A 24785-nucleotide genomic window follows, 5' to 3' on the forward strand; every position below is an offset into this window, starting at 1 on the left:
AAACAAAGGCATCAAACGCCGGGTGCGTCCTTTAGCGGTGGTTCTGCGTCCCCGTTTGAATTGCTCGGCGCTTGTGACAAGGCTTCGGCTTGAATTTGCACCGCCAAAGATCCTTTTTCGCCCTCAATCAGGTCAAACTTGACCCTTTGGCCTTCTTTGAGCGTTTTGAAACCTTCCATCTCGATCGCCGAAAAATGGGCGAAAGCATCGGCGCCACCGCCATCGGGCTGGATAAAGCCAAAACCCTTGGCATCGTTGAACCATTTGACCGTGCCATGGGGCATGCGATGTCTCCGTTATTGATCTGATAAATCAGTTTGTGTAGTTCTTGATGAATTTGTCAATGTGAGGTTTTCCCGGGGGCTATTTTGGCCACAGCTTATAAAGACTTTTCAGGTCCCAGCCTTGAAGGGCTTCAAAGCATCGATAGAATGAAATGATGGCAACGAAAAAACCTCTAAATCCGACGCTGCCGACTGAGACCCCCCGAGCGCCCGATGGTGGCGATGCGGTGGTCCTTGAGCGGCGTGCCCAAAAAATTGAACCACCTCAGATGTACCAGGTGGCGATGTTGAATGACGATTTCACGCCGATGGAGTTTGTTGTGATGGTCATTCAAGAGTTTTTCAGCAAAGACCGCGAAGCGGCTACGCAAATCATGCTCAAAATCCATTTGGACGGCAAAGGCGTTTGCGGTGTCTATTCCCGTGATGTTGCTGCCACCAAGGTGGACCAAGTTCTGGACGCCGCCAAACAAGCGGGGCATCCCCTTCAATGTGTCAGTGAGCCCCTTGAATAAGCGGCCATGTTCCCCATCTCCCCATCATCTCTATTACTCAGCAAGGCATAAGGAAATCACATGATTGCCCAAGAATTGGAAGTCAGTTTGCACATGGCCTTTGTTGAAGCCCGTCAGCAACGCCACGAGTTCATCACTGTCGAGCATTTGCTTTTGGCCTTGTTGGACAACCCCAGCGCGGCCGAAGTGCTGCGCGCTTGCGCCGCCAACATCGATGACCTGCGCAAGGCCTTGGGCAATTTCATCAAGGACAACACACCTCAAGTGGCGGGCACCGAAGAGGTGGACACTCAGCCAACATTGGGTTTTCAGCGCGTGATTCAACGCGCCATCATGCACGTTCAGTCCACAGGGAATGGCAAAAAAGAAGTCACTGGCGCCAATGTGCTGGTGGCCATCTTTGGCGAAAAAGATTCGCACGCCGTTTATTACCTGCACCAGCAAGGCATCACGCGTTTGGATGTGGTCAACTTCATCGCCCATGGCATCCGCAAGACGGACCCGCCTGAGGCGGCCAAGTCCGATTCCCCATCCAACTCTGAGGCCGAAGAGAGCAGCGGGGGCGAGCGCAGCGAAAAAGCTTCTCCACTTGAGCAGTTCACCAACAACCTCAACCAAGCGGCCAAAGAAGGCAAGATTGATCCACTGATCGGTCGCGAGTATGAGGTCGAGCGCACCATCCAGATTTTGTGCCGCCGCCGCAAAAACAACCCCTTGTTGGTGGGCGAGGCCGGCGTGGGCAAAACCGCCATTGCCGAGGGCTTGGCCTGGCGCATCACCCAAGGCACCGTTCCGGACATCTTGGCTGAAGCAACGGTTTACTCGCTCGACATGGGCGCATTGCTCGCGGGCACCAAGTACCGGGGTGACTTTGAACAACGCCTCAAAGGGGTGCTGAAGTCGCTCAAGGACAAGCCCAACGGCATTTTGTTCATCGATGAGATCCACACCCTGATCGGTGCGGGTGCGGCCTCTGGCGGCACCTTGGATGCCTCCAACTTGCTCAAGCCGGCCTTGTCCAGTGGCCAGCTCAAGTGCATCGGTGCCACCACCTTTACCGAGTACCGCGGCATCTTTGAAAAAGACGCCGCTTTGTCCCGTCGCTTTCAAAAGGTCGACGTGGTCGAACCCACCGTTTCCGAGACAGTGGACATCCTCAAAGGTCTGAAAAGCCGTTTTGAAGACCACCACAGTGTTAAGTACACCATCGCCGCTTTGCAGGCCGCTGCCGAGTTGTCGGCCAAATTCATCAACGACCGCCAATTGCCAGACAAGGCCATCGACGTGATTGACGAAGCCGGTGCGGCCCAGCGCATCCAGGTCGCCTCCAAACGCAAAAAGACCATTGGCAAAGCCGAGATCGAGGACATTGTGGCCAAGATCGCCCGTATTCCTCCTGCCAACGTCTCCAACGACGACCGCAGCAAGCTGCAAACCATCGAGCGCGACCTCAAGTCGGTGGTGTTCGGCCAAGACAAGGCCCTCGAAGTGTTGGCCTCTGCGGTCAAGATGGCCCGCTCTGGCTTGGGCAAGACCGACAAGCCGATTGGTGCCTTCTTGTTCTCGGGCCCCACCGGTGTGGGCAAGACCGAAGCAGCCAAGCAGTTGGCCTACATCATGGGCATCGAGTTGATCCGCTTCGACATGTCCGAATACATGGAGCGCCACGCGGTCAGCCGCCTCATTGGTGCCCCTCCGGGCTACGTGGGTTTTGACCAAGGCGGCCTTTTGACCGAAGCCGTGACCAAGAAGCCGCATTGCGTGCTTTTGCTCGACGAGATCGAAAAAGCGCACCCCGACATCTTCAATGTGCTGCTGCAGGTCATGGACCACGGCACCTTGACCGACAACAACGGGCGCAAGGCCGATTTCCGCAACGTGATCATCATCATGACCACCAACGCGGGTGCCGAGACCATGAACAAGGCCACCATTGGTTTCACCAACCCACGCGCGGCGGGGGATGAGATGGGCGACATCAAGCGTCTCTTCACCCCCGAGTTCCGCAACCGCCTGGATGCCATGGTCAGCTTCAAACCCCTGGATGAGCAAATCATCTTGCGCGTGGTGGACAAATTCTTGCTTCAGCTTGAAACCCAATTGGCCGAGAAGAAGGTGGAAGTCACCTTCACCGACGCCTTGCGTCAATCCTTGGGCAAGAAGGGCTTCGATCCGCTCATGGGCGCCCGCCCAATGCAGCGACTGATTCAAGACACGATCCGCAAAGCCTTGGCGGATGAGTTGTTGTTTGGTCGTCTCACCGACGGGGGAAGGCTGACCGTGGACATCGACGACAAAAACGAAGTCAAACTCGACATCACGCCGACACCCAAGAAAGACAGCCGGGCTTCGCGCGCCGAACCCGCTGAACCTGAAGAGGCAACTGCGGGCTGATTCCCGCTGTTGCACAGCCATGAAAAAAGGCCCTTCGGGGCCTTTTTTCATGGTCATTCGCTTCGCTCAACGGATGTTGGCACGACCATTATTTTCGTTTACTGCCTCCCAGCAACCCACCCAAAACACCCCGAACGATTTCTCGGCCTATGGCCGAACCGACCGTTCGAACGGCGCTTTTGACCACCATCTGGGCCACTCCGTCGCGCTGACCGCCACGCGGCCCATGGCTACCGAACAACAGATCTGAGAGGCCACCGATCAACCCGTGGCCTTGAGATGGGGCGTCATCGGTGGTGGCCTCGACTGGCCCCGCACCGGTGCCTCGCAGCTTTTCGTAGGCCGACTCACGGTCTAAGGCTTGTTCGTAAACCCCCGCGACCAAAGAACCTTGAATAATGGCTTGGCGTTGTGCGGGTGCGATGGGGCCGAGCTGGCTGCCCGGGGGGAGAACAAAGACGCGCTCGGTCTCACAAGGACGGCCTTTTGCGTCCAAAAAGCTCACCAGCGCCTCGCCCACAGCCAGTTCGGTGATCGCTGCCTCAATGTCCAGCCCCACTTTGGGCCGCATGGTTTGAGCCGTGGCTTTGACGGCTTTTTGATCCCTCGGCGTGTAGGCCCGCAAGGCATGCTGGATGCGGTTGCCCAACTGGCCCAGCACGCTGTCGGGAATGTCCAGCGGATTTTGCGTGACAAAGTACACGCCAACGCCCTTGGACCTGACCAATCGAACCACCAATTCGATGCGTTCGATCAAGGCTGCAGGCGCGTCTTTGAAGAGCAAGTGCGCTTCGTCAAAAAAGAACACCAGTTTGGGTTTTTCAGGGTCACCAATCTCGGGCAAGACCTCGAACAATTCCGACAACAGCCAAAGCAAAAAGGTGGCGTACAGGCGAGGCGAGTTCATGAGCTTGTCTGCTGCCAGAATGTTCACCACCCCCAGACCTTGTGCATCGGTCTGCATGAAGTCTTCAATGTTGAGCATGGGCTCACCAAAGAATTGGTCGCCACCTTGGGTCTCGATTTGCAGCAGGCCCCGCTGAATGGCCCCGATACTGGCAGCGCTGATGTTGCCGTACTCGGTGGTGAATTGTTTGGCGTTATCACCCACATGCTGCAGCATGGCCCGCAAGTCCTTCATGTCCAGCAGCAGTAAACCGTTGTCATCGGCGATCTTGAACACCAGGTTCAGCACCCCCGCCTGCGTCTCGTTCAGGCCGAGCATGCGCGTCAGCAGCAAGGGCCCCATGTCAGAGATGGTGGCACGCACCGGATGGCCTTGTTCACCAAATACATCCCAAAGGGTGGTGGGGCAGGCCATCGGTTCGGGCAGTTGCAGGCCACGGTCTTTCAGTGCGCTGGCCAGTTTTTCACCCACCTTTCCGGTTTGGCTGATGCCCGTCAAGTCTCCTTTGACGTCGGCCATGAACACCGGCACCCCCAGGCGAGAGAAGTTCTCTGCCAAAGTCTGCAAACTGACGGTTTTACCAGTCCCGGTGGCGCCAGTAATCAGGCCGTGGCGGTTCGCCAAGCCTGGCAAAAGGTGGCACTGCGCCTTGGCATTTTGAGCCATCAACATTGGTTCGGCCATTTTTGATATCCCCTGCTTGTGAAAAGTAAAATTCAGGCTCTAGATTAAATCAACATTCAAGGAAATCCCGATGGCTGGCCACAGTAAATGGGCAAATATTCAGCACCGCAAGGGTCGGCAAGACGAAAAGCGCCAACGCATCTGGACCCGGGTGGTGCGAGAAATCATGGTGGCGGCTCGAACTGGCGGGGGAGATGTCAGTGCCAATCCACGACTTCGTTTGGCCATTGAAAAAGCCAAAGCGGCCAATATGCCTGCCGACACCATCAAGCGTAACGTGGACAAAGCCACTGGCAATCTGGAAGGTGTGAGTTACGAAGAGATCCGCTACGAAGGTTATGGCATCGGCGGCGCTGCCATCCTGGTGGACACCATGACGGACAACCGGGTACGGACGGTTGCAGAGATGCGGCACGCCTTCAGCAAACTTGGCGGTAATCTGGGCACTGAAGGTTCGGTGGTTTTTCAGTTCAAGCACTGCGGACAGCTGATTTTTGCACCGGGCACGGATGAAGACCAATTGATGGCCGTGGCGCTGGAGGCCGGGGCCGACGACGTGATCACCCACGGCGATGGTGCCATCGAAGTGTTGACCGCTTACACAGAATTTGAAGCCGTTAAAAACGCTTTAGAAATGGCTGGTTTGGTGGCCGAGTTGGCCGAAGTGACCATGCGTCCTGAAAACAGCGTGACTTTGACGGGAGAAGATGCTGCCAAAATGCAAAAATTACTGGATGTGTTGGAAGACTTGGACGATGTTCAAAACGTCTTTCACAACGCTGAAATTGAAGACTAAGGAAGTTGGATGAAAGTATTGGTTGTCGGCAGTGGTGGCCGTGAACACGCGATGGCGTGGAAATTGGCACAGTCACCCAAAATCCAACAGGTCTATGTGGCGCCGGGCAACGGCGGCACGGGCAAAGATAAAAACCTCGTGAACGTGCCCGTCACTGACTTGGTGCAGTTGCGTCAGTGGGCGCTTGACAACGGCATTGGATTGACCTTGGTAGGCCCCGAGGCCCCCTTGGCCGCAGGCATCGTGGATGATTTTCGCGCCCATGGTCTGCGGATCTTTGGGCCCACGCAAGCGGCGGCGCAACTGGAGAGTTCCAAAGCCTTTTCAAAAGCTTTCATGCAGCGTCATGGCATCCCCACGGCTGAGTTTGAAACCTTCACCGACGCTGCCCTGGCCCATGCCTATGTGGACCTCAAAGGAGCACCCATTGTGGTCAAGGCCGACGGCTTGGCCGCTGGCAAAGGCGTGGTGGTGGCCATGACGTTGGTTGAGGCTCACGAAGCCATCGACTTCATGCTGCTGGACAACACATTGGGTGTGACCCACAACGCGGGCGGTGCTCGGGTGGTGATTGAGGAGTTTTTGCAAGGGGAAGAAGCCAGCTTCATGGTGTTGTGTGACGGCAAAAACGTGGCTGCTTTGGCCACCAGCCAAGACCACAAACGCCTGCTGGACGGTGACGATGGTCCCAATACCGGCGGTATGGGGGCTTATTCGCCAGCGCCGGTGGTCACGGCCGAGGTGCACGCCCGCGCCATGCGCGAGGTCATTTTGCCCACCATTCGCGGCATGGAAAAAGATGGCATCCACTACACCGGCTTTTTGTATGCGGGTCTCATGATCGACCCCACGGGCCGCATCAAAACCCTGGAATTCAATTGCCGCATGGGCGACCCCGAGACCCAGCCGATTCTCATGCGCTTGAAGACAGACCTTTTGGACGTTCTGTTGGCGGCAACTTCTGAGGGGCTGGACGCCTTTGACATGGAATGGGACCGCCGTGTGGCCTTGGGTGTGGTCATGGCTGCGGTCGATTACCCCTTTAATCCGCGCAAGGGGGATGCCATCAGCGGCTTACCACCCGACCAAGAAGATGCCATGGTGTTCCATGCGGGCACCGCTGAAAAAGGGGGCCAGATCCTGAGCTCTGGCGGTCGCGTCTTGTGCGTCACTGCGCTGGCCGATTCGGTCAAGCAGGCCCAGCAAAAAGCCTATCAAACCGCCATGCCCATTGCCTTCGACGGCATGCAAATGCGCCGCGATATCGGCTATCGCGCCATCAAGAACTGACAGGGTGCCCGATCATGCGTGATGTGCACCGTCATCCCATCCAGTTCAAGGGCTCACGTTTGGCCCTCTGGTTGCTCGGGCGCCTGGGCTGGCGACTGGAGTTTGACGGGTTTCCAACGCTTCAGGGTGTGGCCATTGTTTACCCTCACACCAGCAATTGGGACTTCCCCATCGGTCTTTTGGCCAAATGGGCGATGGGTGTGCCCGCGCATTTTTGGGGCAAAGACACCTTGTTCAAATTCCCTGTCGTGGGGGCTTGGATGCGTTGGGTTGGCGGTATGCCGATCGACCGAAGCTCGTCCAAAGGCGTGGTCGGGCAGATGGTGCAGACCTTCGACGAACACAAACAAAATGACCAATTGCTTTGGTTGGGTTTGGCCCCTGAAGGCACGCGCAGCCATACGCCAGGCTGGCGAAGTGGTTTTTACCAACTGGCTTTAGGGGCGAAAGTGCCTTTGGCCTTGGTCAAACTCGATTGGGGTCAGCGCTGCTTCAGCGTGGTGGATTTTTATGAATTGACCGGACAAGCTGAGCACGATTACGCGCACATGGCACAGGTTTTTGAAGGCGTCAAAGGCTTTCATGTTCACCAAATGGGGCCCATTCAGCCCTGGAGCCCTGGACAAGCGAGTGGTGCTTCTGTCAACAGCCTGGCCACTTCAGCGACGCAACAAGCGCCGCGCTCCTGAATCCGTTTACCGTTTGAAAGTTTTCCATGAGTTCAACCTTTGAAATCAGCACGGTCAAAAGCTACTTGCTTGGCCTGCAAGCCCGCATCACTGGCGCCTTGACCGCACTCGACGGCACCCCATTTTTGACCGACGCCTGGCAAAAAGACCCCGGTGAAAAGCTTCAGGGCAATGGCGTCACCCAAATTCTGGAAGGCGGTCCCATTTTTGAGAGGGCCGGCTGCGGGTTTTCGCATGTCACCGGGCCGCAGTTGCCGCCATCTGCCACACAACACCGTCCCGAGTTGGCAGGCTCGGCCTTTGAGGCCATGGGGGTGTCTTTGGTGTTTCACCCGCGCAACCCCTATGTGCCCACGGTGCACATGAACGTCCGCATGATTGCGGCCAAACCCGAGGGCAGGGCACCTGTGGCCTGGTTTGGTGGCGGTATGGACCTGACGCCTTACTACGGTTTTGACGAAGACGCGGTGCATTTTCACCAGTCCTGCAAAGATGCCTTGAGCCCTTTTGGTGCAGCCTTGCACCCCCGCTTCAAAACCTGGTGCGACGATTACTTTTGCAACAAACACCGCCATGAACAACGTGGTGTGGGCGGCATTTTCTTTGATGACTTTTCTGAGCTGGGCATGGACCAGAGCTTTGCCATGCTGCAAAGCGTGGCCGATTCACTGCTGACGGCTTACATGCCCATCGTGATGCGCCGCAAGGACACGCCCTACGGTGAGCGTGAGCGCGATTTTCAGCTGTACCGCCGCGGCCGATATGTCGAGTTCAACTTGGTCTGGGACCGAGGTACACATTTCGGCTTGCAATCCGGTGGCCGCACCGAGTCGATCCTGCTGTCCATGCCGCCCGAGGTGCGTTGGTCCTACCAAAGGAAAGACGATGCGGGCTCGCCGGAGGCGCGTTTGCTCAGCCACTTTTTGGTGCCCAAGGACTGGGTTTGAGTCTCCCTGCTGCCGTGCTCAACGCGCCAGCCACTGTGCTGCGTTTAGGCGTTTTTGGTGGCGCTTTCGACCCGCCGCACCGGGCCCATGTGGCTTTGGTCGAAGCGGCCATCGCCCAGCTGCAGCTCGACCGGGTTCAAGTGTTGCCGACCGGGCAGGCTTGGCACAAGCCGCGTCAGCTGTCGGCTGCAACTGACCGTTTGGCGATGACGCGTCTGGCTTTTGAGCCCTTGCCGCAAGTGGCCGTAGACGACCGGGAAATCCTTCGAGCAGGGCCCAGTTACACCATTGACACTCTGCAGGCTTTGCAGCGCGAATACCCCCATGCGCAGTTGTATTTGCTGATCGGGGATGACCAGCGGCGATCGCTGCCGTCTTGGCACAAGATCGGCGAAATTGGCCGCATCGCTATAATCTGCGCCGCAGGTCGTGATCAAGCCGTGCGTGCTTGGAATCAACATTCAGATGCGCCTGAATCTTCCCCACCGATTTCTGACACGCTGCAAGCGCGCATGTGCTCTCTGGAGATGCCGCTGATGCCTCACAGTGCCACGGACATCCGTGCGCTGGCGGCCACAGAGCAAGCTTTGACCGGCTTGGTTCCCCCCGCCGTTGAGCGCTATATTCACGAACACCACCTTTACAGGCTCCATTAATGACCGATACCGCTGCCAAAAAAGACATTCAAAAACTCCAGCGGGCCATTGTCGACGCCTTGGAGGACGTCAAGGCCCAAGAGATCCAGGTGTTTGACACCGAGCACCTGTCTTCGTTGTTTGAGCGGGTCATGATTGCCTCGGGCACCTCCAACCGTCAGACCAAGGCCTTGGCCGCCAGTGTGCGCGACAAAGTGCGCAACGCTGGCTTTGACAAGCCCCGCATGGAGGGTGAGGACAATGGGGAATGGATCATCGTGGACTGCGGCCCAGCTGTGGTGCACATCATGCAACCCACCATTCGCACTTATTACAACCTGGAAGAAATTTGGGGCGGAACCCCTGTGCGCCTGAAACTGGGCGCGCCCAAGCCTGTGGCGTCTGCCGACGTCAAAGGCCACATCAAAAACTCTGTGGCCAAAAAAGGGGGGAGCAAAACTGCCACCAGCAAGCCTGCTGGCAAGACCCCCGCCAAAACAGCGGCCAAAGCCAAACCGGCATTGAAGGCCCCAGCCAAAGCCGCCAAGCCAGCAGCCAAAACTGCCAGCAAGGCGCCCGCGAAAACAGCAGCCAAAACGGCTGTCAAATCCGCGGTGAAGTCTGCTTCCAAGCCCACCAGCAAACCCACCGTCAAAACCGTGGGCAAGCCTGCAGCGAAAACCGCCACGAAGACCGCCGTCAAACCCGCAGCCCAAAAAGCACCCGCTCGCAAGGCCGTCCAAGCGGCCTCCCGCCGCAAAGCCGATTGATCCTGCATGAAGTTGCTGATCGTTGCGGTCGGCCTGCGCGTGCCCGACTGGGCTCAAACTGCTTGGGATGACTACGCCAAACGTTTTCCGCCCGAGCTCAAGGTTGAGCTCAAGGCGGTCAAAACCGAGCCCAGGGGTTCAAAAACTTTAAGCAATTTGTACGCGGCCGAACGTCAGCGCATTGAAACCGCCATTCCCCGCGGCACCCGCGTGGTGGTGCTCGACGAACGGGGTACCCATCTGACCACCCAGGCTCTGGCGACAAGACTGACCAGCTGGCAGCTGGGAGGTGACGATGTGGCGCTGGTGATCGGCGGCCCAGACGGCCTGGAACCCGAATTTCGTCAAGCTGCGCACGAGCGCATTCGTTTGTCCGACATGACATTGCCCCACGCCATGGCCCGGGTGCTGTTGATCGAACAGCTTTACCGTGCGTGGTCCATCAACGCCAATCACCCTTATCACCGCGAATGAGCGATTTCATTTATTTGGCTTCTCAAAGCCCCAGACGCAGCCAACTGCTTGACCAGATGGGTGTGGCTCACAAGCTGCTGCTGGCCTCGCCTGACGAGGACGCCGAGTCTTTGGAGGCCTTGCATGGCGCAGAAGCGCCTGCGCGTTATGTGGAGCGGGTCACAGGTCTCAAACTCGACGCTGCCGTACAGCGCTTGAAGCGTCAGGGCTTGCCCGCAGCGCCGGTGTTGTGCGCTGACACCACGGTGTGTTTGGGCCGCGAGATTTTTGGCAAACCATCTGACGAAGCCGATGCCCTGAGCATGCTTGAGCGTTTGGCAGGTCAGTCGCACCGGGTCTTAACGGCAGTGGCGGTGCAAAAAGGGGGCAAACGTGTTGCTGCCCTGTCCGAGTCTTGGGTGCGCTTTGCGCCCATGAGCAAAGCACAGATCAGGACCTATGTGGCCACAGGTGAGCCCATGGGCAAAGCAGGCGCTTATGGGGTTCAAGGCCGTGCGGCTGCCCACATTGCGCAGATCAGGGGCAGTTATTCGGGCATCATGGGTTTGCCGCTTTTTGAAACTGCCGCTTTGCTGCGCAGTTTGGGCGTGCGCTGCTGAATTTTTCCAACTTGGTTCCACCCATGCAACAAGATATTTTGGTCAACTGGTCTCCCCAAGAAACTCGGGTCGCGGTGGTGGAGTTTGGCGCTGTCCAAGAGTTGCATGTCGAGCGCACCTTGGAGCGCGGTCTGGTGGGCAATGTTTATTTGGGCAAAGTGGCACGGGTCTTACCCGGCATGCAATCGGCCTTTATAGACATTGGGCTCGACAAGGCAGCGTTCTTGCATGTGGCCGATCTTTGGCAAAAGCATGCCGAGGGTGAGTCATCGGCGGCTCGAACAGGCCAGCCACTGGTACCGATAGAAAAACAAGTCTTTGAGGGCCGCGCCATCATGGTGCAGGTCATCAAGGACCCTATGGGCACCAAGGGTGCCAGGCTTTCCACGCAAATCAGCATCGCCGGGCGACACTTGGTGTTCTTGCCCCAAGACGACCACATTGGGGTGTCTCAAAAAATCCCGTCTGATCAACGCGATGCTTTGCGCCAAAGGCTGCAGGCCTTGGTGGGACCGGCCGGTGGCGGTTTTATTTTGCGCACCAATGCCGAAGACTCCAGCGACGAAGAGTTGAGCGACGACATCGATTACCTGCGCAAGACCTGGGCCCGCACCAAAGAAGCTTCGTTGCGATTGCCGCCTGGCTCTTTGCTGCACCAAGACCTGACGCTCTTGCAAAGGGTCTTGCGCGATTTGGTGGGGGAGGCCACTCAAAGCATTCGCATCGACTCGCATGAACAGTTTGCCAAGCTCCATGCCTTTGGTCAGGAGTTCATGCCCAAAGCGGCCGAGCGTTTGCAGCATTACAAAGGCGAGCGCCCGATCTTTGACCTCTATGCGATCGACGAGGAAATTGCCAAGGCCCTGGGTCGCCGTGTCGACCTGAAATCCGGTGGTTACCTGATCATTGACCAGACCGAGGCCCTGACCACGGTGGACGTGAACACGGGCGGTTATGTCGGCACGCGCAACTTTGAGGACACGATCTTCAAAACCAACCTGGAAGCAGCCCAGGCCATTGCCCGACAGTTGCGCCTGCGCAATTTGGGCGGTATCGTGATCGCCGATTTCATCGACATGGCCCGCCCTGAGCATCAGGAGGCCGTGTTGTCAGAGTTCCGCAAGCAGCTTTCGCGGGACCGTGTCAAAACCATGGCGGGAGGGTTTTCATCGCTGGGCTTGCTCGAGATGACCCGCAAACGCACCCGCGAGTCTTTGGCCCACATGCTGTGCGAACCCTGTCCCAGCTGTCAGGGCAAAGGCATCGTCAAAACACCGCGTTCGGTTGTGTACGACATCTTGCGTGAGATCTTGCGCGAAGCGCGTCAGTTCAACCCCCGCGAGTTCCGCATCGTGGCGGCCTCTGCGGTCGTCGATTTGTTGCTGGACGAAGAAAGCCAGCACCTCGCGGGCTTGTCGGATTTCATTGCCAAGCCCATTTCGCTGCAAGTCGAAGCCAGCATGGGCCCCGAGCAATACGACATCGTGCTGCTTTAAAAGGCCCTGTCAGGTCCTGGACGGTTCAGCTTCGCCGGCCCACTCACCTCTGTGGTGTAAGCGGGCATAGGCGCCACCCAGGGCCAGCAATTGGTCTGGTGCGCCTTGCTCCACAATGCGGCCGCGCTCCATCACGATCACCCGATCGGCGTGTTCGATGGTGGACAGCCTGTGCGCCACGATCAAAGTGGTGCGCCCCTGCATGAGCTTTTGCAAGGCATCTTGCACCAAACGTTCGGATTCGTTGTCCAGCGCCGATGTGGCCTCATCCAAGATCAAAACAGGCGCATCTTTGTACAAGGCCCGGGCAATGGCCAGCCTCTGACGCTGCCCACCAGAGAATTGGTTGGCGTTGTGCCCCAGCTCGGTGTCTATGCCTTGCGGCAGTGTTTGGACATGGGCCCACAAATTGGCCGCCTGCAGGCAATGCTCAACTTTGACCCTGTCGGGTGCTTGGCCCAAACTCACGTTGGCCGCCAAACTGTCATTGAGCATCACGACATCCTGGCTGACCATGGCCAATTGGCTGCGCAGGCTCTCCAATTGCCATTGGGGCAAGGGCACACCGTCCAGCAACACCTCTCCACTGGTGGGGTTCATAAACCGTGGCAACAATTGAATCAAGGTGGTTTTGCCGGCACCGGATGTGCCGACCAAGGCCACGGTTTCGCCGGGTTTTACGGCCAATTGGACATGGGACAAGGCCGCTTCGCCATCGGGTGTGAACTGAACAGACACGTCGCGCCACTCGATAGCCCCCTGGACTCTTGGCGCCGAATGGGGGCCTTGAGACTCTTCTGGGGCATCGTGCATCAGTCCCAAGCCTCTTTCAAGGGCTGCCAAGCCTCTGGTGATGGGGTTGGCCACATCGGCCAGTCGTTTGATGGGTGCAATCAGCATCAGCATGGCGGTGATGAAGGCCACAAAACCACCCACCGTTGCACCAGAACCCACATCCCGGCTTTGCACCAAAGCGATCACCAAGACCAAAGACAGTGCAATGGCGGCCATGATTTGGGTCAGTGGCGTCATGGCCGCTGAGGCCACCGTGGATTTGAGCGCCAATTGACGCAAGCGTTGTCCCAGCGCATTGAAGCGCCCGATTTGTTGTGTTTGAGCACCGTGCAGACGCACCATGCGGTGGGCCAGCACGTTTTCTTCCACCACATAAGCAAGGTGGTCGGTCGCTTGCTGGCTTTCTTTGGTCAAGCCGTAAAGACGGCGGGACAGCACCTTCATGATCCAGCTCAACCCCGGCGCCACGGTGAACACCACCAAGGTCAGCTGCCAATTGAGCCACATCAAATAGCCCACCAAAGCCAACAAGGTGAAACCATCGCGCGTCAAGCCAATCAGTGCCGACACCAATTGGGATGCACCCACCTGAACCTCGTACACCACCGTATTGGACAAGGCACTGGCCGATTGACGGCTGAACAGCGACAGATCTGAACGCACCAACTTGGCAAAGAGGTCGCTACGCAGTTTTTCCATGCCATCGTTGGTGACCCTGGCCAAGGCATATTGCGCCACAAAGTGTGCCAAGCCACGCACAGTGAACAGACCCATGACCGCCAAAGGAATCGACCACAAAGGCAGTTTGTTCTCGGCAAATCCGTTGTCCAGCAAGGGCTGAAACAAGGCTGGGATCAAGGGTTCGGTGAGCGCCGCCACCAATGTGGCGCCCATGGCCAAGGCCCAAACCCACTTTTGACGGACAAAATAGGGCTTCAGTCGCAGCAACCTTTGGCGAATGCTGGGTTGAGCGGTGGCCGAAACGGTAGAAGGTTTGGATGAGGACATGGGTCTGATGATTGTAAGCAGGCCCCACCTGCTTTGAACCTCTCCATGTCCAGCCAAGGTGGTCGCAGCACTTCATCTGGGGCAATTTCATGAAATGGCATCGGTTCAGGGTGTAGGATTACGGCTTTCACATCGATACCCCCGCTGAGACGTTCATGACTTTGTTCTCTTTTCCAGCACGTTGTTTGGGACTTCTTGTGAGCCTTTGCTGTGCAGCAGCCTTCAGCAGTGCTGCTTGGGCTCAATTCAGGGTCGAAGTCACCGGTGTTGGCATGACCCAATTGCCCGTGTTAGTGACACCCTTCAAAGGGGAGGCTCAGGCTCCGCAAAAAATAGCCAGCATCGTCCAGGCCAATTTGTCGCGCACCGGCCAATTCAAACCTTTGCCGACCGGCAATTTGTCCCTCGATGAGATGAGCCGTCCGGATTGGTCAGCCCTGCGCAGCTTGTCCGCAGAAGCTTTGCTTGCGGGCTCTGTCACCCGATTGGCCGATGGTCGGTTTGATGTGCGCGCGCGCTTGTGGGATGCCGTCAAAGGACAAGAAAAGGCTGATTTCAGGGACACCGTGGGCGCCGCTGATCTGCGTTTGTCAGCACACCGTTTGTCCGATTGGGTTTACCAGCAGCTGACCGGCACACCCGGTGTCTTTACTTCGCGCATTGCCTACGTCACCAAATCTTCTGGACGTTACAGCTTGTGGGTGGCCGACTCGGATGGTGAGGGTGCCCGTTCCGCCATCACGAGTCCGGAGCCCATCATCTCGCCTTCTTGGTCTCCGAGCGGCGCTCAATTGGCCTACGTTTCCTTTGAAAACCGCAAACCTGTGGTGTACATCCATGAATTGGCCTCGGGTCAGCGCCGAGAGCTGGCCAATTTCAAAGGCTCCAACAGTGCCCCGGCTTGGGCGCCAGATGGGCGCTCGATCGTGGCCACCTTGAGCCGAGATGGCGGCTCACAGTTGTGGCGTGTCGGTTTGAGCGGTGGAGAGCCACAGCGTTTGACCACGGGCAGCATCAACACCGAGCCGGCCTTTTCGCCCGATGGTCAGACCTTGTTTTTTGTCAGTGACCGGGGTGGGAATCCACAGATTTACAAAATGCCCGCTCAGGGTGGACCCGCAGAGCGTGTGACTTTTTCGGGCACTTACAACATTTCACCGGCGGTCAGTCCTGATGGCCGTTGGTTGGCCTATGTTTCGCGCATGGGGCCTGGCTTCAAACTCCATTTGATGGATTTGGTGTCGGGACAAGTCAGCGCCTTGACCGACACGGCTTTTGATGAACGCCCCAGCTTTGCCCCCAACAGCCGTATGCTGGTCTATGCCACCCAACAAGGCGGCGAAGCCCTGATGACCACCACCCTGGATGGTCGCGTCAAGGCCCGTTTGGCAGGTCAGGGTGGTGATTTGCGCGAACCCCATTGGGGGCCTGTGCGGCCCTGAAGCGTTGAAGACAGTTTTTTATCCTTGAGGTTGATTATGAAAAAGCAAATTTGGTCAGTGGTTGTGGTGTGTGCCGTGCTCAGCGGTTGTGCCTCGGGTGTCAAGTTGGACGATGTACCGGTGGAAGACAGAGCCGCGACATCCAAAGGCGCCGGTTCGGGTTCTGGCGTGGCCGTTCAGGGTATTGGCTCAGGCCAGGGCGGCGCTCAAACTGGGATGCCCACGGTGCTTGTGGATGCCAAAGCGGCGGGCCAAGGTCCGGTAGGCGTTGCCCATGTGGTCTTTTTCGATTACGACAGTTTTGTGATTCGCGCCGAGGCCCGACCCGTGATCGCCTCGCATGCCCAATTCTTGCAAGCCAACAAACAACGCAAAGCCAGTTTAGAAGGCCATACCGATGACCGCGGTGGTCGTGAATACAACTTGGCCTTGGGTCAAAAACGTGCAGATGCCGTGCGCCAGGCTTTGAGCCTCTTGGGCGTGCCCGAATCTCAACTGGAGGCGGTGAGTTTTGGCAAAGAAAAACTCCTGTCAGAAGGGGGCTCTGACATTGACCAAGCCAAAAATCGTCGCGTTGAAATCCGCTACTGAGGTCTGACATGACGCAAGCCATTTTGGGGTTGAAAAAATCCAGCCTGGCATGGGCGCTCGTTGTCGTTTTGGGCAGCGGAAGTGCCAACGCCGCCTTGTTTGGCGATGATGAAGCGCGTCGAGCCATCTTGGACCTGCGTCAGCGCTTGGAGCAGGCACAAGTTGCCAACAAAGCGCTTGTCGAGCAAAGTGCCCAACAGCAAAACCAGCTTCTTCAACAGATCGCACAGCAACACAACCAAACCTCGGCGCAATGGCGATCTGCCTTGTTGGATTTGCAGACCCAGATCGATAAGCTTCGTGCTGAACTGGCACAAAGCTTGGGCGCACAAGAGCGTTTGGCGCGCGACTTGACGGAAGTTCAGCTGCGCCAAAAAGACACCTTGACCACAGTGGACGACCGCTTGCGCCGGTTCGAACCCATCAAAGTCACGGTCGATGGTCGCGAAGTTTTGGTTGAACCCGCCGAAAAGGCTGACTTTGACCGGTCTATGGCCTTGTTCAGGCAATCCGATTTTCCGGGGGCACAAGCGGCCTTCAGCGGATTTTTATCGCGTTACGCCACCAGTGTTTACAAACACTCGGTCCTTTTTTGGCTGGGCAACGCGCAGTATGCCAACAAGGCCTACCGTGAGGCGATGGCCAACTTTCAACGCTTGTTGAGCGAGTCGCCGACTCACCCTCGGGCACCCGAAGCCATGCTCGCCATCGCGAATGTTCAAGTCGAACTCAAAGACCTCAAAGCCGCACGCAAAACTCTGGAGGAGTTGGTCAAGGCCTTTCCGGCATCCGAAACAGCGGGCACGGCCCGTGAGCGTTTGAGCCGTTTGCGCTGATCTTGCATGCTCCCCACATCGGCAGCTGACCTCTACCATTTGACCGTCCAGATCTGGGTCATTGGTTTTGCGCTGTCCTTGGCCGCCGGCATCTTGATTCACCGGGGCCACTTTTGCACCATGGGTGCCATCAGTGACTGGGTGGTCATGCGGGATGCCACCCGTCTGCGCCAATGGGCATTGGCGCTGGCTGTGGCGATGATGGGGTTTGGCGCGATGGCTTACTGGGGCTGGATAGATCCTGTCAACACCATTTATGCCGCCAAGCACCTGAGTTGGTTGTCCGGTCTCTTAGGCGGTGCTTTCTTTGGTGTAGGCATGGTGCTCGCCTCTGGCTGCAGCAGCAAGTCCTTGGTTCGTTTGGGTGCTGGCAATCTGAAGTCCTTGGTCGTTTTGCTGGCCATGGCCGTGGCTGCTTTGGCCACCATGAAGGGCCTGACCGCTGTTTGGCGGGTCAACTTCATCGATCCCATCGGCGTCAACTTGCCCCATGGTCCCTTTCTGGGGCAGTGGTTATCGGCCACGACAGGTCTGTCCCTGTCCGATGCATGGGGCATGTCGGCTGGCTTGGTGGCGCTGATGTTGCTGGTTTGGGTCATGCGAGAGCGCAGCTTTCATACGCTGTTCAACTGGGTCACAGGCGCCGGTTTAGGCCTGTTGGTGGTGGCCTTCTGGTGGTTGACCGGCGTGTTTGGTTTTATCCCCGAGCATCCAGAAACCTTGGAGCCCTTTTTCTTGACCACCCACAGTGGCCGCATGGAGGCCCTGAGCTTCACAGCCCCCGTGGGGTACTGGCTAGATGCCTTGTTGTACTACAGCGATGGCAGTAAAAGACTCACGCTGGGCATGGTCACGGTGCTGGGGGTCTTGTCAGGGGCTTGCATCAGTTCAATCTTGCAGGGTTCTTTCCGGTGGGAAAGCTTTTCACAGCGCTCAGATTTGGTTCGTCACCTGGTGGGGGGTGTCCTGATGGGGGCCGGAGGTGTGCTGGCCATGGGGTGTACGTTTGGGCAAGGTCTGACCGGTTTGTCCACGCTGAGTTTGGGCAGCGCCATGTCCGTCGCAGGCATTTTCTTGGGCGCCTATGTTGTGTTGCATTGGCAAATGCGCAAAAGCCAATGAGCACGATTGAACCGGCGCAAAGCGCTGATTTTTCTCCGCCAAATTGGCGTGAGACCGATGATGAGCGGCGCTTTGGTGGGCTGGCGCGTCTTTATGGCGTTGCGGGGGCACAAAACATTCGCCAAGCCCATGTGGCTGTAGTCGGCTTGGGGGGCGTGGGCTCATGGTCTGCCGAGGCCTTGGCCCGGTCGGGCGTAGGGCGCCTGACTTTGATCGACATGGACCACATTTCCGAGTCCAACATCAACCGGCAAATCCATGCGCTGACAGCGACCACAGGACAGTCCAAGGTGTTGGCCATGCAGGCCCGCATTGCCCAAATCAATCCCGCTTGCAAGGTGGAAGTGGTGGACGATTTTGTGACGCCAGAAAATTGGCCATCCTTGTTGTCTGAGATGCCAGACGCGTTGATCGATGCCTGCGATCAGGTCAAGGCCAAAGTGGCTCTGGCCCATTGGGCCATCGAAAAAAGGTTGGGCTTCATCACCGTTGGGGCTGCTGGCGGCAAGCGCATGGCCCACAAGGTCGACGTGGACGATTTGTCGCGCATCACGCATGACCCCTTGTTGGCGCAATTGCGTTACCGACTGCGCAAACACCACCAAGCCCCGCGCGGGGAGCACCGCATGGGCGTGCAGGGTGTTTTCAGCCGCGAGTCGGTAGCCCCGCCGGACGCGTCTTGTGCCATCGACGGTGACGGGTCTCTCAACTGTCACGGGTACGGATCTGTGGTGAGCGTGACCGCCACCTTTGGGATGTGTGCCGCCTCTGAAATTTTGAATTTTTTGGCCAGCTCCGCCAAGAAGCCGAAAATTTAAGGCTATAATTTGAGTCTTGCTGCAGTGCATTGCCCTTCAGCAGAGGGACCATAGCTCAGTTGGTAGAGCAGCGGACTTTTAATCCGTTTGTCGTGGGTTCGACCCCCGCTGGTCCCACCAGATTTAAAAGCACTTTGAACGCATGTTCAAAGTGCTTTTTTCTTGCCCAAACCCCTGCGCTTTTGACGGCGCACGGCTGGACATCAAGCCGCCGAGGTTTCTTCCAGCTTGGATGTCAATTCGAGCCAGCGCTCTTCAAGCGCAGAGACCTCTTCGGCCAAAGCTTTGAGGCGACGGCCAGCCTCCGCCATCTCGGCCGGTGAAACAGGGGTTGTGAGCAGCGTTTCCAATGTCATTTTTTCGGCCTCGATGCTGGCCATGCGCTGTTCGTTTTGCTCTAGCTCACGCTTGAGGGGGCGTGTCTGAGCGGCCAAAAGTTGGCGTTTTTGGGCATCGATCTTGCGCTGTTCGGCACTGCTGAGGCTGGGCGTGTTGAGCTTGGGTATTGCAGGCGCTGGTGTTTTGATGGGCAGCGCAGCATCGGCTGAGCCGGTCACCGCGACAGCCGTGTGGGTGTGCAACGCAGGCATAGCCGCAGCGCTGTCGTTTGCCGTGATTTCTGAGGTATTCGTGTGGGTTGCCGGTGAGGCATCACGGGCCGTGTTTTTGGCCAGTTCGCGCAAGCGCTTGGACTCGTCCAGCAGATATTTTTGGTAATCGTCCAGATCGCCATCAAAGGGCTCGACCTTGCCCCGGCCCACCATCCAGAACTCGTCACACACCGCGCGCAACAAGGCCCGGTCGTGGCTGACCAGCATGACGGTGCCCTCGAACTCATTGAGCGCCATGGACAGCGCTTCGCGCGTAGCCAGATCCAAGTGGTTGGTCGGTTCGTCCAGCAGCAGCAAATTAGGCCGTTGCCACACGATCATGGCCAGTACCAATCGGGCTTTTTCGCCGCCGCTCATGGTGCCCACGGCCTGTTTGACCATGTCACCTGTGAAGTTGAAGGTGCCCAAATAGTTGCGCAAGTCCTGCTCTCGGCTGGGTTCACCGCTGTTCGGGCCCAGTTCTTTGGCCAAACGAATCATGTGCTCCAGCGGGTTGTCCTGCGGGTGCAACACATCGAGTTCTTGTTGGGCAAAGTAGCCGATGTTCAGGCCCTTGCCCTCGGTCAGCGTGCCCGCCAGCAGCGGCATGGTGCGGGCAATGGTTTTCACCAAGGTGGACTTGCCCTGGCCGTTGGCACCCAAAATGCCGATGCGCTGCCCGGCAAGGACCGATTTGCTCACGCCTTGCAAAATGGCTTTGGGCTGGTCGTCCACGACATAGCCAAAGCTCGCTTCGCTGATGGCGAGCATCGGGTTGGGCAGGTTGTTGGGCTCTTTGAAGCCAAAGGTGAATTCGGCATCGGCCAGCAGCGGGACCACTTTTTCCATGCGTTCCAGCGCCTTGACGCGGCTTTGTGCCTGTTTCGCCTTGCTGGCCTGTGCCTTGAAACGGGTGATGAACTTCTGCAGGTGGGCGATTTTGTCTTGCTGTTTGGCAAATGAGGCTTGTTGCAGCTCCATTTGTTGGGCGCGCAAAATTTCAAAGGCGCTGTAGTTGCCGCCATAGCGGGTCAGCTTGGCGTGATCGATGTGCAGGGTGACGTTGGTCACGGCATCCAAAAATTCACGATCGTGGCTGATCACGATCATGGTGCCTGCATAGCGTTGTAACCAGGCTTCCAGCCAGACCAGGGCGTCCAAATCCAAGTGGTTGGTGGGTTCGTCCAACAGCAGAATGTCGGAAGGACACATCAGCGCGCGGGCCAGTTGCAAGCGCATGCGCCATCCGCCCGAAAAACTGTTGACGGGATTGTTGAGTTCGTCCACCCGAAAGCCCAGACCCAAAATCAAGGCCTCGGCGCGGGGCAGGGCATCGTGGTCGCCCGCGTCGGCCAAGTCCGTGTACACATGGGCCATTTCCATGCCGTCGCCACTGGCTTCTGCGGCCAACAAACGTTGGCGCAGCTCGGCCAAGCGGGTATCGCCCTCCAGCACGAAGTCCGACGCCGGCTGGTCGGTTTCGGGCATGTTCTGGGCCACTTGGCCCATGCGCCACTGGCGGGGCATGTCAAAGTCGCCACCGTCTTCGGTGAGGCCGCCGTTGAACAAGGCAAACAAAGTGGATTTGCCCGCACCGTTGCGCCCAACCAAGCCGACTTTTTCTCCGGGGTTAAGGGTGACAGAGGCTTTGTCCAACAGCACCTTGGTGCCTCGGCGCAGGGTGACGTTTTTGAGGTTGATCATGAAAAAGCAATGACCGGAAAGGTTCCGGGATAAGGGGCCAGGTCAGCGCAGAAGCTGAAACTGCTTCGGGATAACCCGCTATTTTCGCCGATCTCGGTTGAAGCTTGCCCTTCAAAGGGTGAGCAGGGCTTCGCGGGTGAGGAGCAAGACCTGATCGTCGCCTGCGCTGGTGTCCAGCCAGGCCACTTCGAGTTCTGGAAAGGCGGCCAAGAAGTGTTCTATCTCGTTGCCGATCTCCAGCACCAGCACCGCGTGTTGGCTCATGCGAGCAGGGGCATCTTTGAACAGTTGTCGCACAAAGTCCATGCCGTCAGTGCCACCGGCCAGGGCCAAGGCAGGCTCGGCGCGGTACTCGGGGGGCAGGGCGTCCATGCTGGCTTGGCACACATAAGGCGGGTTACACACAATCAGGTCAAACGGGCCAGGCAGTGAAGACAGACCATCGCTGTGCACGAGCGTCACCCGCTCTTGTAAGCCATGTCGCTCGACGTTGATGGCCGCCACGGCCAGTGCCTCGTCTGAAATATCGGCCCCGGTCACCAGCACTTCAGGCCAGGCCAGCGCCGCCAACACAGCCAAGCTGCCGTTGCCCGTGCACAGGTCCAACACTTGGGTGGTTTGCGCGTTCAGCCAAGCATCGATGGTGCCGTCGGCCAGCACCTCTGCGATCAGGCTGCGCGGCACGATGGCGCGTTCGTCGATGTAAAAAGACACCCCTTGCAACCAGGCCTCCTGGGTCAGGTAGGCGGCGGGTTTCCGGGTGCTGATGCGCTCTTCAATCAGTGCAGCGCATGCGGCTTGCTGCTCAGCCGCCACCGCCTGATCGGCGACCTCGTTCAAGTCTGTATCCAATGGCAGGCCCAAGCGCCATAGGACGAGCCAAACGGCTTCATCAAATGCGTTGAGTGTGCCGTGCCCATAGGCGACTTGAGCGTGGTCTAAGCGGGCAGCAGATTGTTCTACAAGTGCCGACAGCTTCAAGCCGCTCATGCCGACAGACCCGCGTTGAGTTGTTCCAGCGTACGCCGGTAAATGGCTTTCAGGGGCGCCATATCGCTCAGGGCCACATGCTCGTTCACCTTGTGGATGGTCGCATTGGGGGGGCCGAACTCGATCACTTGCGGGCAGATTTGCGCGATGAAGCGGCCATCGCTGGTGCCCCCTGTGGTCGAGAGCTCGGTCGTGAGGCCGGTTTCGTCGGTGATGGCTTGTTGAATGGCTTTGACCAGGGTGCCGGGCGTGGTGAGGAAAGGCAATCCGCCGATGGTCCATTGGAGCGTGTATTTCAGCCCATGCTTGTCCAGTACCGCGGTCAGCCGCTGTTGCAAGCTCTCGGTGGTGGATTCGGTGCAAAAGCGAAAGTTGAAATCCACCACGCACTCGCCGGGAATCACATTGCTCGCGCCCGTGCCCGCATGGATGTTGCTGACTTGCCAGCTGGTGGGCGGAAAAAACGCGTTGCCCTCGTCCCAACGTATACCCACCAACTCGGCCAGCGCCGGGGCGAGGCTGTGAATCGGGTTGTCGGCCAAGTGGGGGTAGGCGATGTGACCTTGTACACCTTGGAGGGTGAGTTTGCCGCTCATCGTGCCGCGCCGGCCATTTTTGATCATGTCGCCGGTTTGCAACACCGAGGTGGGCTCACCCACGATGCAAAACTGCGGTGTTTCACCTCTGGCCACCAGTTCTTGGCAGACCACCACGGTGCCATCCAGCGCGGGGCCCTCTTCGTCACTGGTCAGCAAAAAGGCGATGCCCAAAGCAGGATCAGGGTTTTGGGCCAGAAACTCCTGCACGGCCACCACCATGGCCGCCAGTGAAGTTTTCATGTCGCTCGCGCCGCGGCCAAACAGTTTCCCGTCTTTGTGGGTGGGTGTGAAGGGGTCGCTGTCCCACTGCGCAAGAGGTCCCGTGGGGACGACATCGGTATGACCCGCAAAAGCCAGCGTTTGACCCGATGAGCCTGCGCGTTTGGCCCAAAGATTGCGCACGCGAAAGGTTTCCGGGCCCGAGTCCATGAACTCGCACACAAAGCCCAAGGGCTGGAGCGCCTGCGTGATGAGGTCGAGGCAGCCTGCGTCATCGGGGGTGACAGAAGGGCGAGAAATCAGTTGCTCCGCCAGGCGCAGGGTGTCGTGGCAAACAGCAGTGGAGTCGCTCATTGGGGGTCCTTTTGAGGGTGTGCCCGCGCAAAACGGGCGATGCGCTCGGCCGCTTCCAAGCACTCAGCGGTTTCGGCCACCAAGGCCATGCGGATGCGTCCTTTTCCAGGGTTGCCACCCTTGAAATCGCGTGCCAGGAAGCTGCCGGGCAGCACAGTGACGTGTTCAGCCTCATAAAGCCCTCGGGCAAATGCAGCGTCGTCGCCTTCCCAGCCCGCTGGCACGCCTGCCCAAAGGTAAAAGCTGGCGTCGGGCAGTTTCACGTCCAGCACTTCGGCCAGGACGGGCGTGACTTGCGCGAACTTGGTTCGGTATTGGTTGCGGTTGTCCACCACATGGGCCTCATCGCCCCAAGCGGCCACGCTGGCGGCTTGCACGATCGGACTCATGGCGCTGCCGTGGTAAGTCCGGTAAAGCAAAAACTGCTTGATCACGGCGGCATCACCGGCCACAAAACCGCTGCGCAGGCCGGGCACGTTGCTCCGTTTGGAGAGGCTGGTGAAAGCAATCAAGCGTTTGAAGTCCGTGCGGCCGAGTTGGTGGGCGGCTTCGAGCCCGCCCAAAGGCGCTACTTCGCGAAAGTAAATCTCGCTGTAGCACTCGTCAGAAGCGATCACAAAGCCGTATTGGTCCGACAACGCAAACAGCTTTGACCATTCGGACAGCGGCATGACCGCACCCGTTGGATTGCCGGGCGAGCAAACGAACAAAAGCTGCGTGCGGGCCCACACCTCGCCGGACACGCTGTCCCAGTCGTTGGCAAAGTTGCGTGCCGGATCGCTGGGTACGTAGTGCACTTGAGCGCCGGACAACAAGGCTGCGCCCTCGTAAATTTGGTAGAAGGGGTTGGGGCTCACCACCGTGGGTTCTGGGCGGCTTGGGTCGATCACGGTTTGCGTCAGCGCAAAAAGGGCCTCGCGTGAACCGTTCACGGGCAGAACCTGCGCGACCGGGTCCAGAGTCAGACGGTAGCGGGTTTGCAGCCAAGCGGCACAGGCTTTGCGCAGCGCAGGTTCCCCTGCAGTGGCCGGATATGCCGACAAGCCGGTCGCGACCGATGCTTTGAGCGCTTCTTGGATGAAAGCGGGCGTGGCGTGCTTGGGCTCACCAATGCCCAGGCTGATGTGCCGCAGGGCCGGGTTGGGAATGACGCTGGCGAACAGTTGCTTGAGCCGTTCAAAGGGGTAGGGTTGCAGCTTGGCGAGAAGGGGGTTCATGACCCGATTATCCGGGATGC

23 protein-coding genes and 1 tRNA gene are annotated in these 24785 nt (G+C 58.1%); 17 read left to right on the forward strand and 7 right to left on the reverse strand.

Annotation, left to right across the window (positions count from 1 at the left end; all coding sequences use genetic code 11):
- Positions 1 to 11: 11 nt before the first annotated feature.
- Positions 12 to 284 (reverse strand): cold-shock protein, encoded by a 273-nt coding sequence (locus B472_RS00130; protein ID WP_019427785.1) that lies wholly within the window; start codon positions 282 to 284, stop codon positions 12 to 14.
- A 155-nt stretch (positions 285 to 439) separates the two neighbouring features.
- On the opposite strand from B472_RS00130, the gene clpS reads away from it, so the two are divergent.
- Together clpS and clpA are read left to right on the forward strand one after the other, a co-directional pair.
- Positions 440 to 799 carry an ATP-dependent Clp protease adapter ClpS gene (gene clpS, locus B472_RS00135; RefSeq protein WP_026039703.1) on the forward strand — a complete coding sequence of 120 codons (360 nt, stop codon included), beginning with the start codon at positions 440 to 442 and terminating at the stop codon, positions 797 to 799.
- Between the two features lie 60 nt (positions 800 to 859).
- Positions 860 to 3193 carry an ATP-dependent Clp protease ATP-binding subunit ClpA gene (clpA, locus tag B472_RS00140; RefSeq protein ID WP_019427787.1) on the forward strand — a complete coding sequence of 778 codons (2334 nt, stop codon included), beginning with the start codon at positions 860 to 862 and terminating at the stop codon, positions 3191 to 3193.
- An 88-nt stretch (positions 3194 to 3281) separates the two neighbouring features.
- On the opposite strand, the gene B472_RS00145 is transcribed toward clpA, so the two are convergent.
- Positions 3282 to 4784 carry a helicase HerA-like C-terminal domain-containing protein gene (locus B472_RS00145; protein ID WP_019427788.1) on the reverse strand — a complete coding sequence of 501 codons (1503 nt, stop codon included), beginning with the start codon at positions 4782 to 4784 and terminating at the stop codon, positions 3282 to 3284.
- 70 nt (positions 4785 to 4854) lie between these two features.
- On the opposite strand from B472_RS00145, the gene B472_RS00150 reads away from it, so the two are divergent.
- The 9 genes from B472_RS00150 to rng are packed head-to-tail and all read left to right on the forward strand — an operon-like array spanning position 4855 to position 12480.
- Positions 4855 to 5580, forward strand: coding sequence for a YebC/PmpR family DNA-binding transcriptional regulator (locus B472_RS00150; RefSeq protein ID WP_019427789.1), 726 nt, complete (start codon positions 4855 to 4857; stop codon positions 5578 to 5580).
- 9 nt (positions 5581 to 5589) lie between these two features.
- A complete protein-coding gene (gene purD / locus B472_RS00155) occupies positions 5590 to 6870 on the forward strand; it encodes a phosphoribosylamine--glycine ligase (protein ID WP_019427790.1) in 1281 nt (426 codons plus the stop codon).
- 14 nt (positions 6871 to 6884) lie between these two features.
- Positions 6885 to 7559, forward strand: a complete 675-nt coding sequence (locus B472_RS00160) for a 1-acyl-sn-glycerol-3-phosphate acyltransferase (RefSeq protein WP_019427791.1) — start codon at positions 6885 to 6887, stop codon at positions 7557 to 7559.
- Positions 7560 to 7585: 26 nt separating this feature from the next.
- Positions 7586 to 8506 carry an oxygen-dependent coproporphyrinogen oxidase gene (gene hemF, locus B472_RS00165; RefSeq protein WP_019427792.1) on the forward strand — a complete coding sequence of 307 codons (921 nt, stop codon included), beginning with the start codon at positions 7586 to 7588 and terminating at the stop codon, positions 8504 to 8506.
- The gene (gene nadD, locus B472_RS00170; protein ID WP_019427793.1) at positions 8503 to 9162 is read left to right on the forward strand and encodes a nicotinate (nicotinamide) nucleotide adenylyltransferase; all 660 of its coding nucleotides are present in this window, start codon (positions 8503 to 8505) and stop codon (positions 9160 to 9162) included. The genes hemF and nadD overlap by 4 nt, the downstream gene beginning before the upstream one ends.
- Positions 9162 to 9911 (forward strand): ribosome silencing factor, encoded by a 750-nt coding sequence (gene rsfS, locus B472_RS00175; RefSeq protein ID WP_019427794.1) that lies wholly within the window; start codon positions 9162 to 9164, stop codon positions 9909 to 9911. Before nadD ends, rsfS begins: the two co-directional genes overlap by 1 nt.
- Before the next feature lie 6 nt (positions 9912 to 9917).
- Positions 9918 to 10385: a 23S rRNA (pseudouridine(1915)-N(3))-methyltransferase RlmH gene (rlmH, locus tag B472_RS00180; RefSeq protein ID WP_019427795.1), complete on the forward strand. Its 468-nt coding sequence runs from the start codon at positions 9918 to 9920 to the stop codon at positions 10383 to 10385.
- Positions 10382 to 10984, forward strand: coding sequence for a nucleoside triphosphate pyrophosphatase (locus tag B472_RS00185; protein WP_019427796.1), 603 nt, complete (start codon positions 10382 to 10384; stop codon positions 10982 to 10984). Before rlmH ends, B472_RS00185 begins: the two co-directional genes overlap by 4 nt.
- A gap of 23 nt (positions 10985 to 11007) precedes the next feature.
- Positions 11008 to 12480: a ribonuclease G gene (rng, locus tag B472_RS00190; protein WP_019427797.1), complete on the forward strand. Its 1473-nt coding sequence runs from the start codon at positions 11008 to 11010 to the stop codon at positions 12478 to 12480.
- 9 nt (positions 12481 to 12489) lie between these two features.
- On the opposite strand, the gene msbA is transcribed toward rng, so the two are convergent.
- Positions 12490 to 14283 (reverse strand): lipid A export permease/ATP-binding protein MsbA, encoded by a 1794-nt coding sequence (gene msbA / locus B472_RS00195; RefSeq protein WP_019427798.1) that lies wholly within the window; start codon positions 14281 to 14283, stop codon positions 12490 to 12492.
- 155 nt (positions 14284 to 14438) lie between these two features.
- Between msbA and tolB the strand changes: the two genes are divergently transcribed.
- The 6 genes from tolB (at position 14439) to B472_RS00225 (ending at position 19212) form a co-directional block, all read left to right on the forward strand.
- Positions 14439 to 15725 (forward strand): Tol-Pal system beta propeller repeat protein TolB, encoded by a 1287-nt coding sequence (tolB, locus tag B472_RS00200; RefSeq protein ID WP_019427799.1) that lies wholly within the window; start codon positions 14439 to 14441, stop codon positions 15723 to 15725.
- A gap of 36 nt (positions 15726 to 15761) precedes the next feature.
- A complete protein-coding gene (locus tag B472_RS00205) occupies positions 15762 to 16316 on the forward strand; it encodes an OmpA family protein (RefSeq protein WP_019427800.1) in 555 nt (184 codons plus the stop codon).
- An 8-nt stretch (positions 16317 to 16324) separates the two neighbouring features.
- A complete protein-coding gene (ybgF, locus tag B472_RS00210; protein WP_019427801.1) occupies positions 16325 to 17152 on the forward strand; it encodes a tol-pal system protein YbgF in 828 nt (275 codons plus the stop codon).
- Between the two features lie 6 nt (positions 17153 to 17158).
- Positions 17159 to 18274 (forward strand): YeeE/YedE family protein, encoded by a 1116-nt coding sequence (locus B472_RS00215; RefSeq protein ID WP_019427802.1) that lies wholly within the window; start codon positions 17159 to 17161, stop codon positions 18272 to 18274.
- Complete coding sequence (locus tag B472_RS00220) at positions 18271 to 19092, forward strand: ThiF family adenylyltransferase (RefSeq protein WP_019427803.1); 822 nt, start codon at positions 18271 to 18273, stop codon at positions 19090 to 19092. Before B472_RS00215 ends, B472_RS00220 begins: the two co-directional genes overlap by 4 nt.
- Before the next feature lie 44 nt (positions 19093 to 19136).
- A tRNA-Lys gene (locus B472_RS00225) sits at positions 19137 to 19212 on the forward strand.
- Between the two features lie 83 nt (positions 19213 to 19295).
- On the opposite strand, the gene B472_RS00230 is transcribed toward B472_RS00225, so the two are convergent.
- The 4 genes from B472_RS00230 to dapC form a co-directional block, all read right to left on the reverse strand.
- Entirely contained in the window at positions 19296 to 21386 is a 2091-nt protein-coding gene (locus tag B472_RS00230) for an ABC-F family ATP-binding cassette domain-containing protein (RefSeq protein WP_019427804.1), read from the reverse strand.
- Positions 21387 to 21497: 111 nt separating this feature from the next.
- Positions 21498 to 22376 (reverse strand): 50S ribosomal protein L3 N(5)-glutamine methyltransferase, encoded by an 879-nt coding sequence (prmB, locus tag B472_RS00235; RefSeq protein WP_019427805.1) that lies wholly within the window; start codon positions 22374 to 22376, stop codon positions 21498 to 21500.
- Complete coding sequence (dapE, locus tag B472_RS00240; protein ID WP_019427806.1) at positions 22373 to 23548, reverse strand: succinyl-diaminopimelate desuccinylase; 1176 nt, start codon at positions 23546 to 23548, stop codon at positions 22373 to 22375. Before dapE ends, prmB begins: the two co-directional genes overlap by 4 nt.
- Positions 23545 to 24765, reverse strand: a complete 1221-nt coding sequence (dapC, locus tag B472_RS00245; RefSeq protein WP_019427807.1) for a succinyldiaminopimelate transaminase — start codon at positions 24763 to 24765, stop codon at positions 23545 to 23547. Before dapC ends, dapE begins: the two co-directional genes overlap by 4 nt.
- Positions 24766 to 24785 lie beyond the last annotated feature (20 nt).

It is taken from the genome of Limnohabitans sp. Rim28, assembly GCF_000293865.2.
Taxonomy (GTDB): Bacteria; Pseudomonadota; Gammaproteobacteria; order Burkholderiales; family Burkholderiaceae_C; genus Limnohabitans_A.

Excerpts from the sequence above, each read along its gene's own strand:
- B472_RS00130 (WP_019427785.1), bottom strand. The coding sequence starts at position 284 with ATGCCCCATGGCACGGTCAAATGGTTCAACGATGCCAAGGGTTTTGGC.
- clpS (WP_026039703.1), top strand. The coding sequence starts at position 440 with ATGGCAACGAAAAAACCTCTAAATCCGACGCTGCCGACTGAGACCCCC.
- clpA (WP_019427787.1), top strand. The coding sequence starts at position 860 with ATGATTGCCCAAGAATTGGAAGTCAGTTTGCACATGGCCTTTGTTGAA.
- B472_RS00145 (WP_019427788.1), bottom strand. The coding sequence starts at position 4,784 with ATGGCCGAACCAATGTTGATGGCTCAAAATGCCAAGGCGCAGTGCCAC.
- B472_RS00150 (WP_019427789.1), top strand. The coding sequence starts at position 4,855 with ATGGCTGGCCACAGTAAATGGGCAAATATTCAGCACCGCAAGGGTCGG.
- purD (WP_019427790.1), top strand. The coding sequence starts at position 5,590 with ATGAAAGTATTGGTTGTCGGCAGTGGTGGCCGTGAACACGCGATGGCG.
- B472_RS00160 (WP_019427791.1), top strand. The coding sequence starts at position 6,885 with ATGCGTGATGTGCACCGTCATCCCATCCAGTTCAAGGGCTCACGTTTG.
- hemF (WP_019427792.1), top strand. The coding sequence starts at position 7,586 with ATGAGTTCAACCTTTGAAATCAGCACGGTCAAAAGCTACTTGCTTGGC.
- rsfS (WP_019427794.1), top strand. The coding sequence starts at position 9,162 with ATGACCGATACCGCTGCCAAAAAAGACATTCAAAAACTCCAGCGGGCC.
- rlmH (WP_019427795.1), top strand. The coding sequence starts at position 9,918 with ATGAAGTTGCTGATCGTTGCGGTCGGCCTGCGCGTGCCCGACTGGGCT.
- B472_RS00185 (WP_019427796.1), top strand. The coding sequence starts at position 10,382 with ATGAGCGATTTCATTTATTTGGCTTCTCAAAGCCCCAGACGCAGCCAA.
- rng (WP_019427797.1), top strand. The coding sequence starts at position 11,008 with ATGCAACAAGATATTTTGGTCAACTGGTCTCCCCAAGAAACTCGGGTC.
- msbA (WP_019427798.1), bottom strand. The coding sequence starts at position 14,283 with ATGTCCTCATCCAAACCTTCTACCGTTTCGGCCACCGCTCAACCCAGC.
- tolB (WP_019427799.1), top strand. The coding sequence starts at position 14,439 with ATGACTTTGTTCTCTTTTCCAGCACGTTGTTTGGGACTTCTTGTGAGC.
- B472_RS00205 (WP_019427800.1), top strand. The coding sequence starts at position 15,762 with ATGAAAAAGCAAATTTGGTCAGTGGTTGTGGTGTGTGCCGTGCTCAGC.
- ybgF (WP_019427801.1), top strand. The coding sequence starts at position 16,325 with ATGACGCAAGCCATTTTGGGGTTGAAAAAATCCAGCCTGGCATGGGCG.
- B472_RS00215 (WP_019427802.1), top strand. The coding sequence starts at position 17,159 with ATGCTCCCCACATCGGCAGCTGACCTCTACCATTTGACCGTCCAGATC.
- B472_RS00220 (WP_019427803.1), top strand. The coding sequence starts at position 18,271 with ATGAGCACGATTGAACCGGCGCAAAGCGCTGATTTTTCTCCGCCAAAT.
- B472_RS00230 (WP_019427804.1), bottom strand. The coding sequence starts at position 21,386 with ATGATCAACCTCAAAAACGTCACCCTGCGCCGAGGCACCAAGGTGCTG.
- prmB (WP_019427805.1), bottom strand. The coding sequence starts at position 22,376 with ATGAGCGGCTTGAAGCTGTCGGCACTTGTAGAACAATCTGCTGCCCGC.
- dapE (WP_019427806.1), bottom strand. The coding sequence starts at position 23,548 with ATGAGCGACTCCACTGCTGTTTGCCACGACACCCTGCGCCTGGCGGAG.
- dapC (WP_019427807.1), bottom strand. The coding sequence starts at position 24,765 with ATGAACCCCCTTCTCGCCAAGCTGCAACCCTACCCCTTTGAACGGCTC.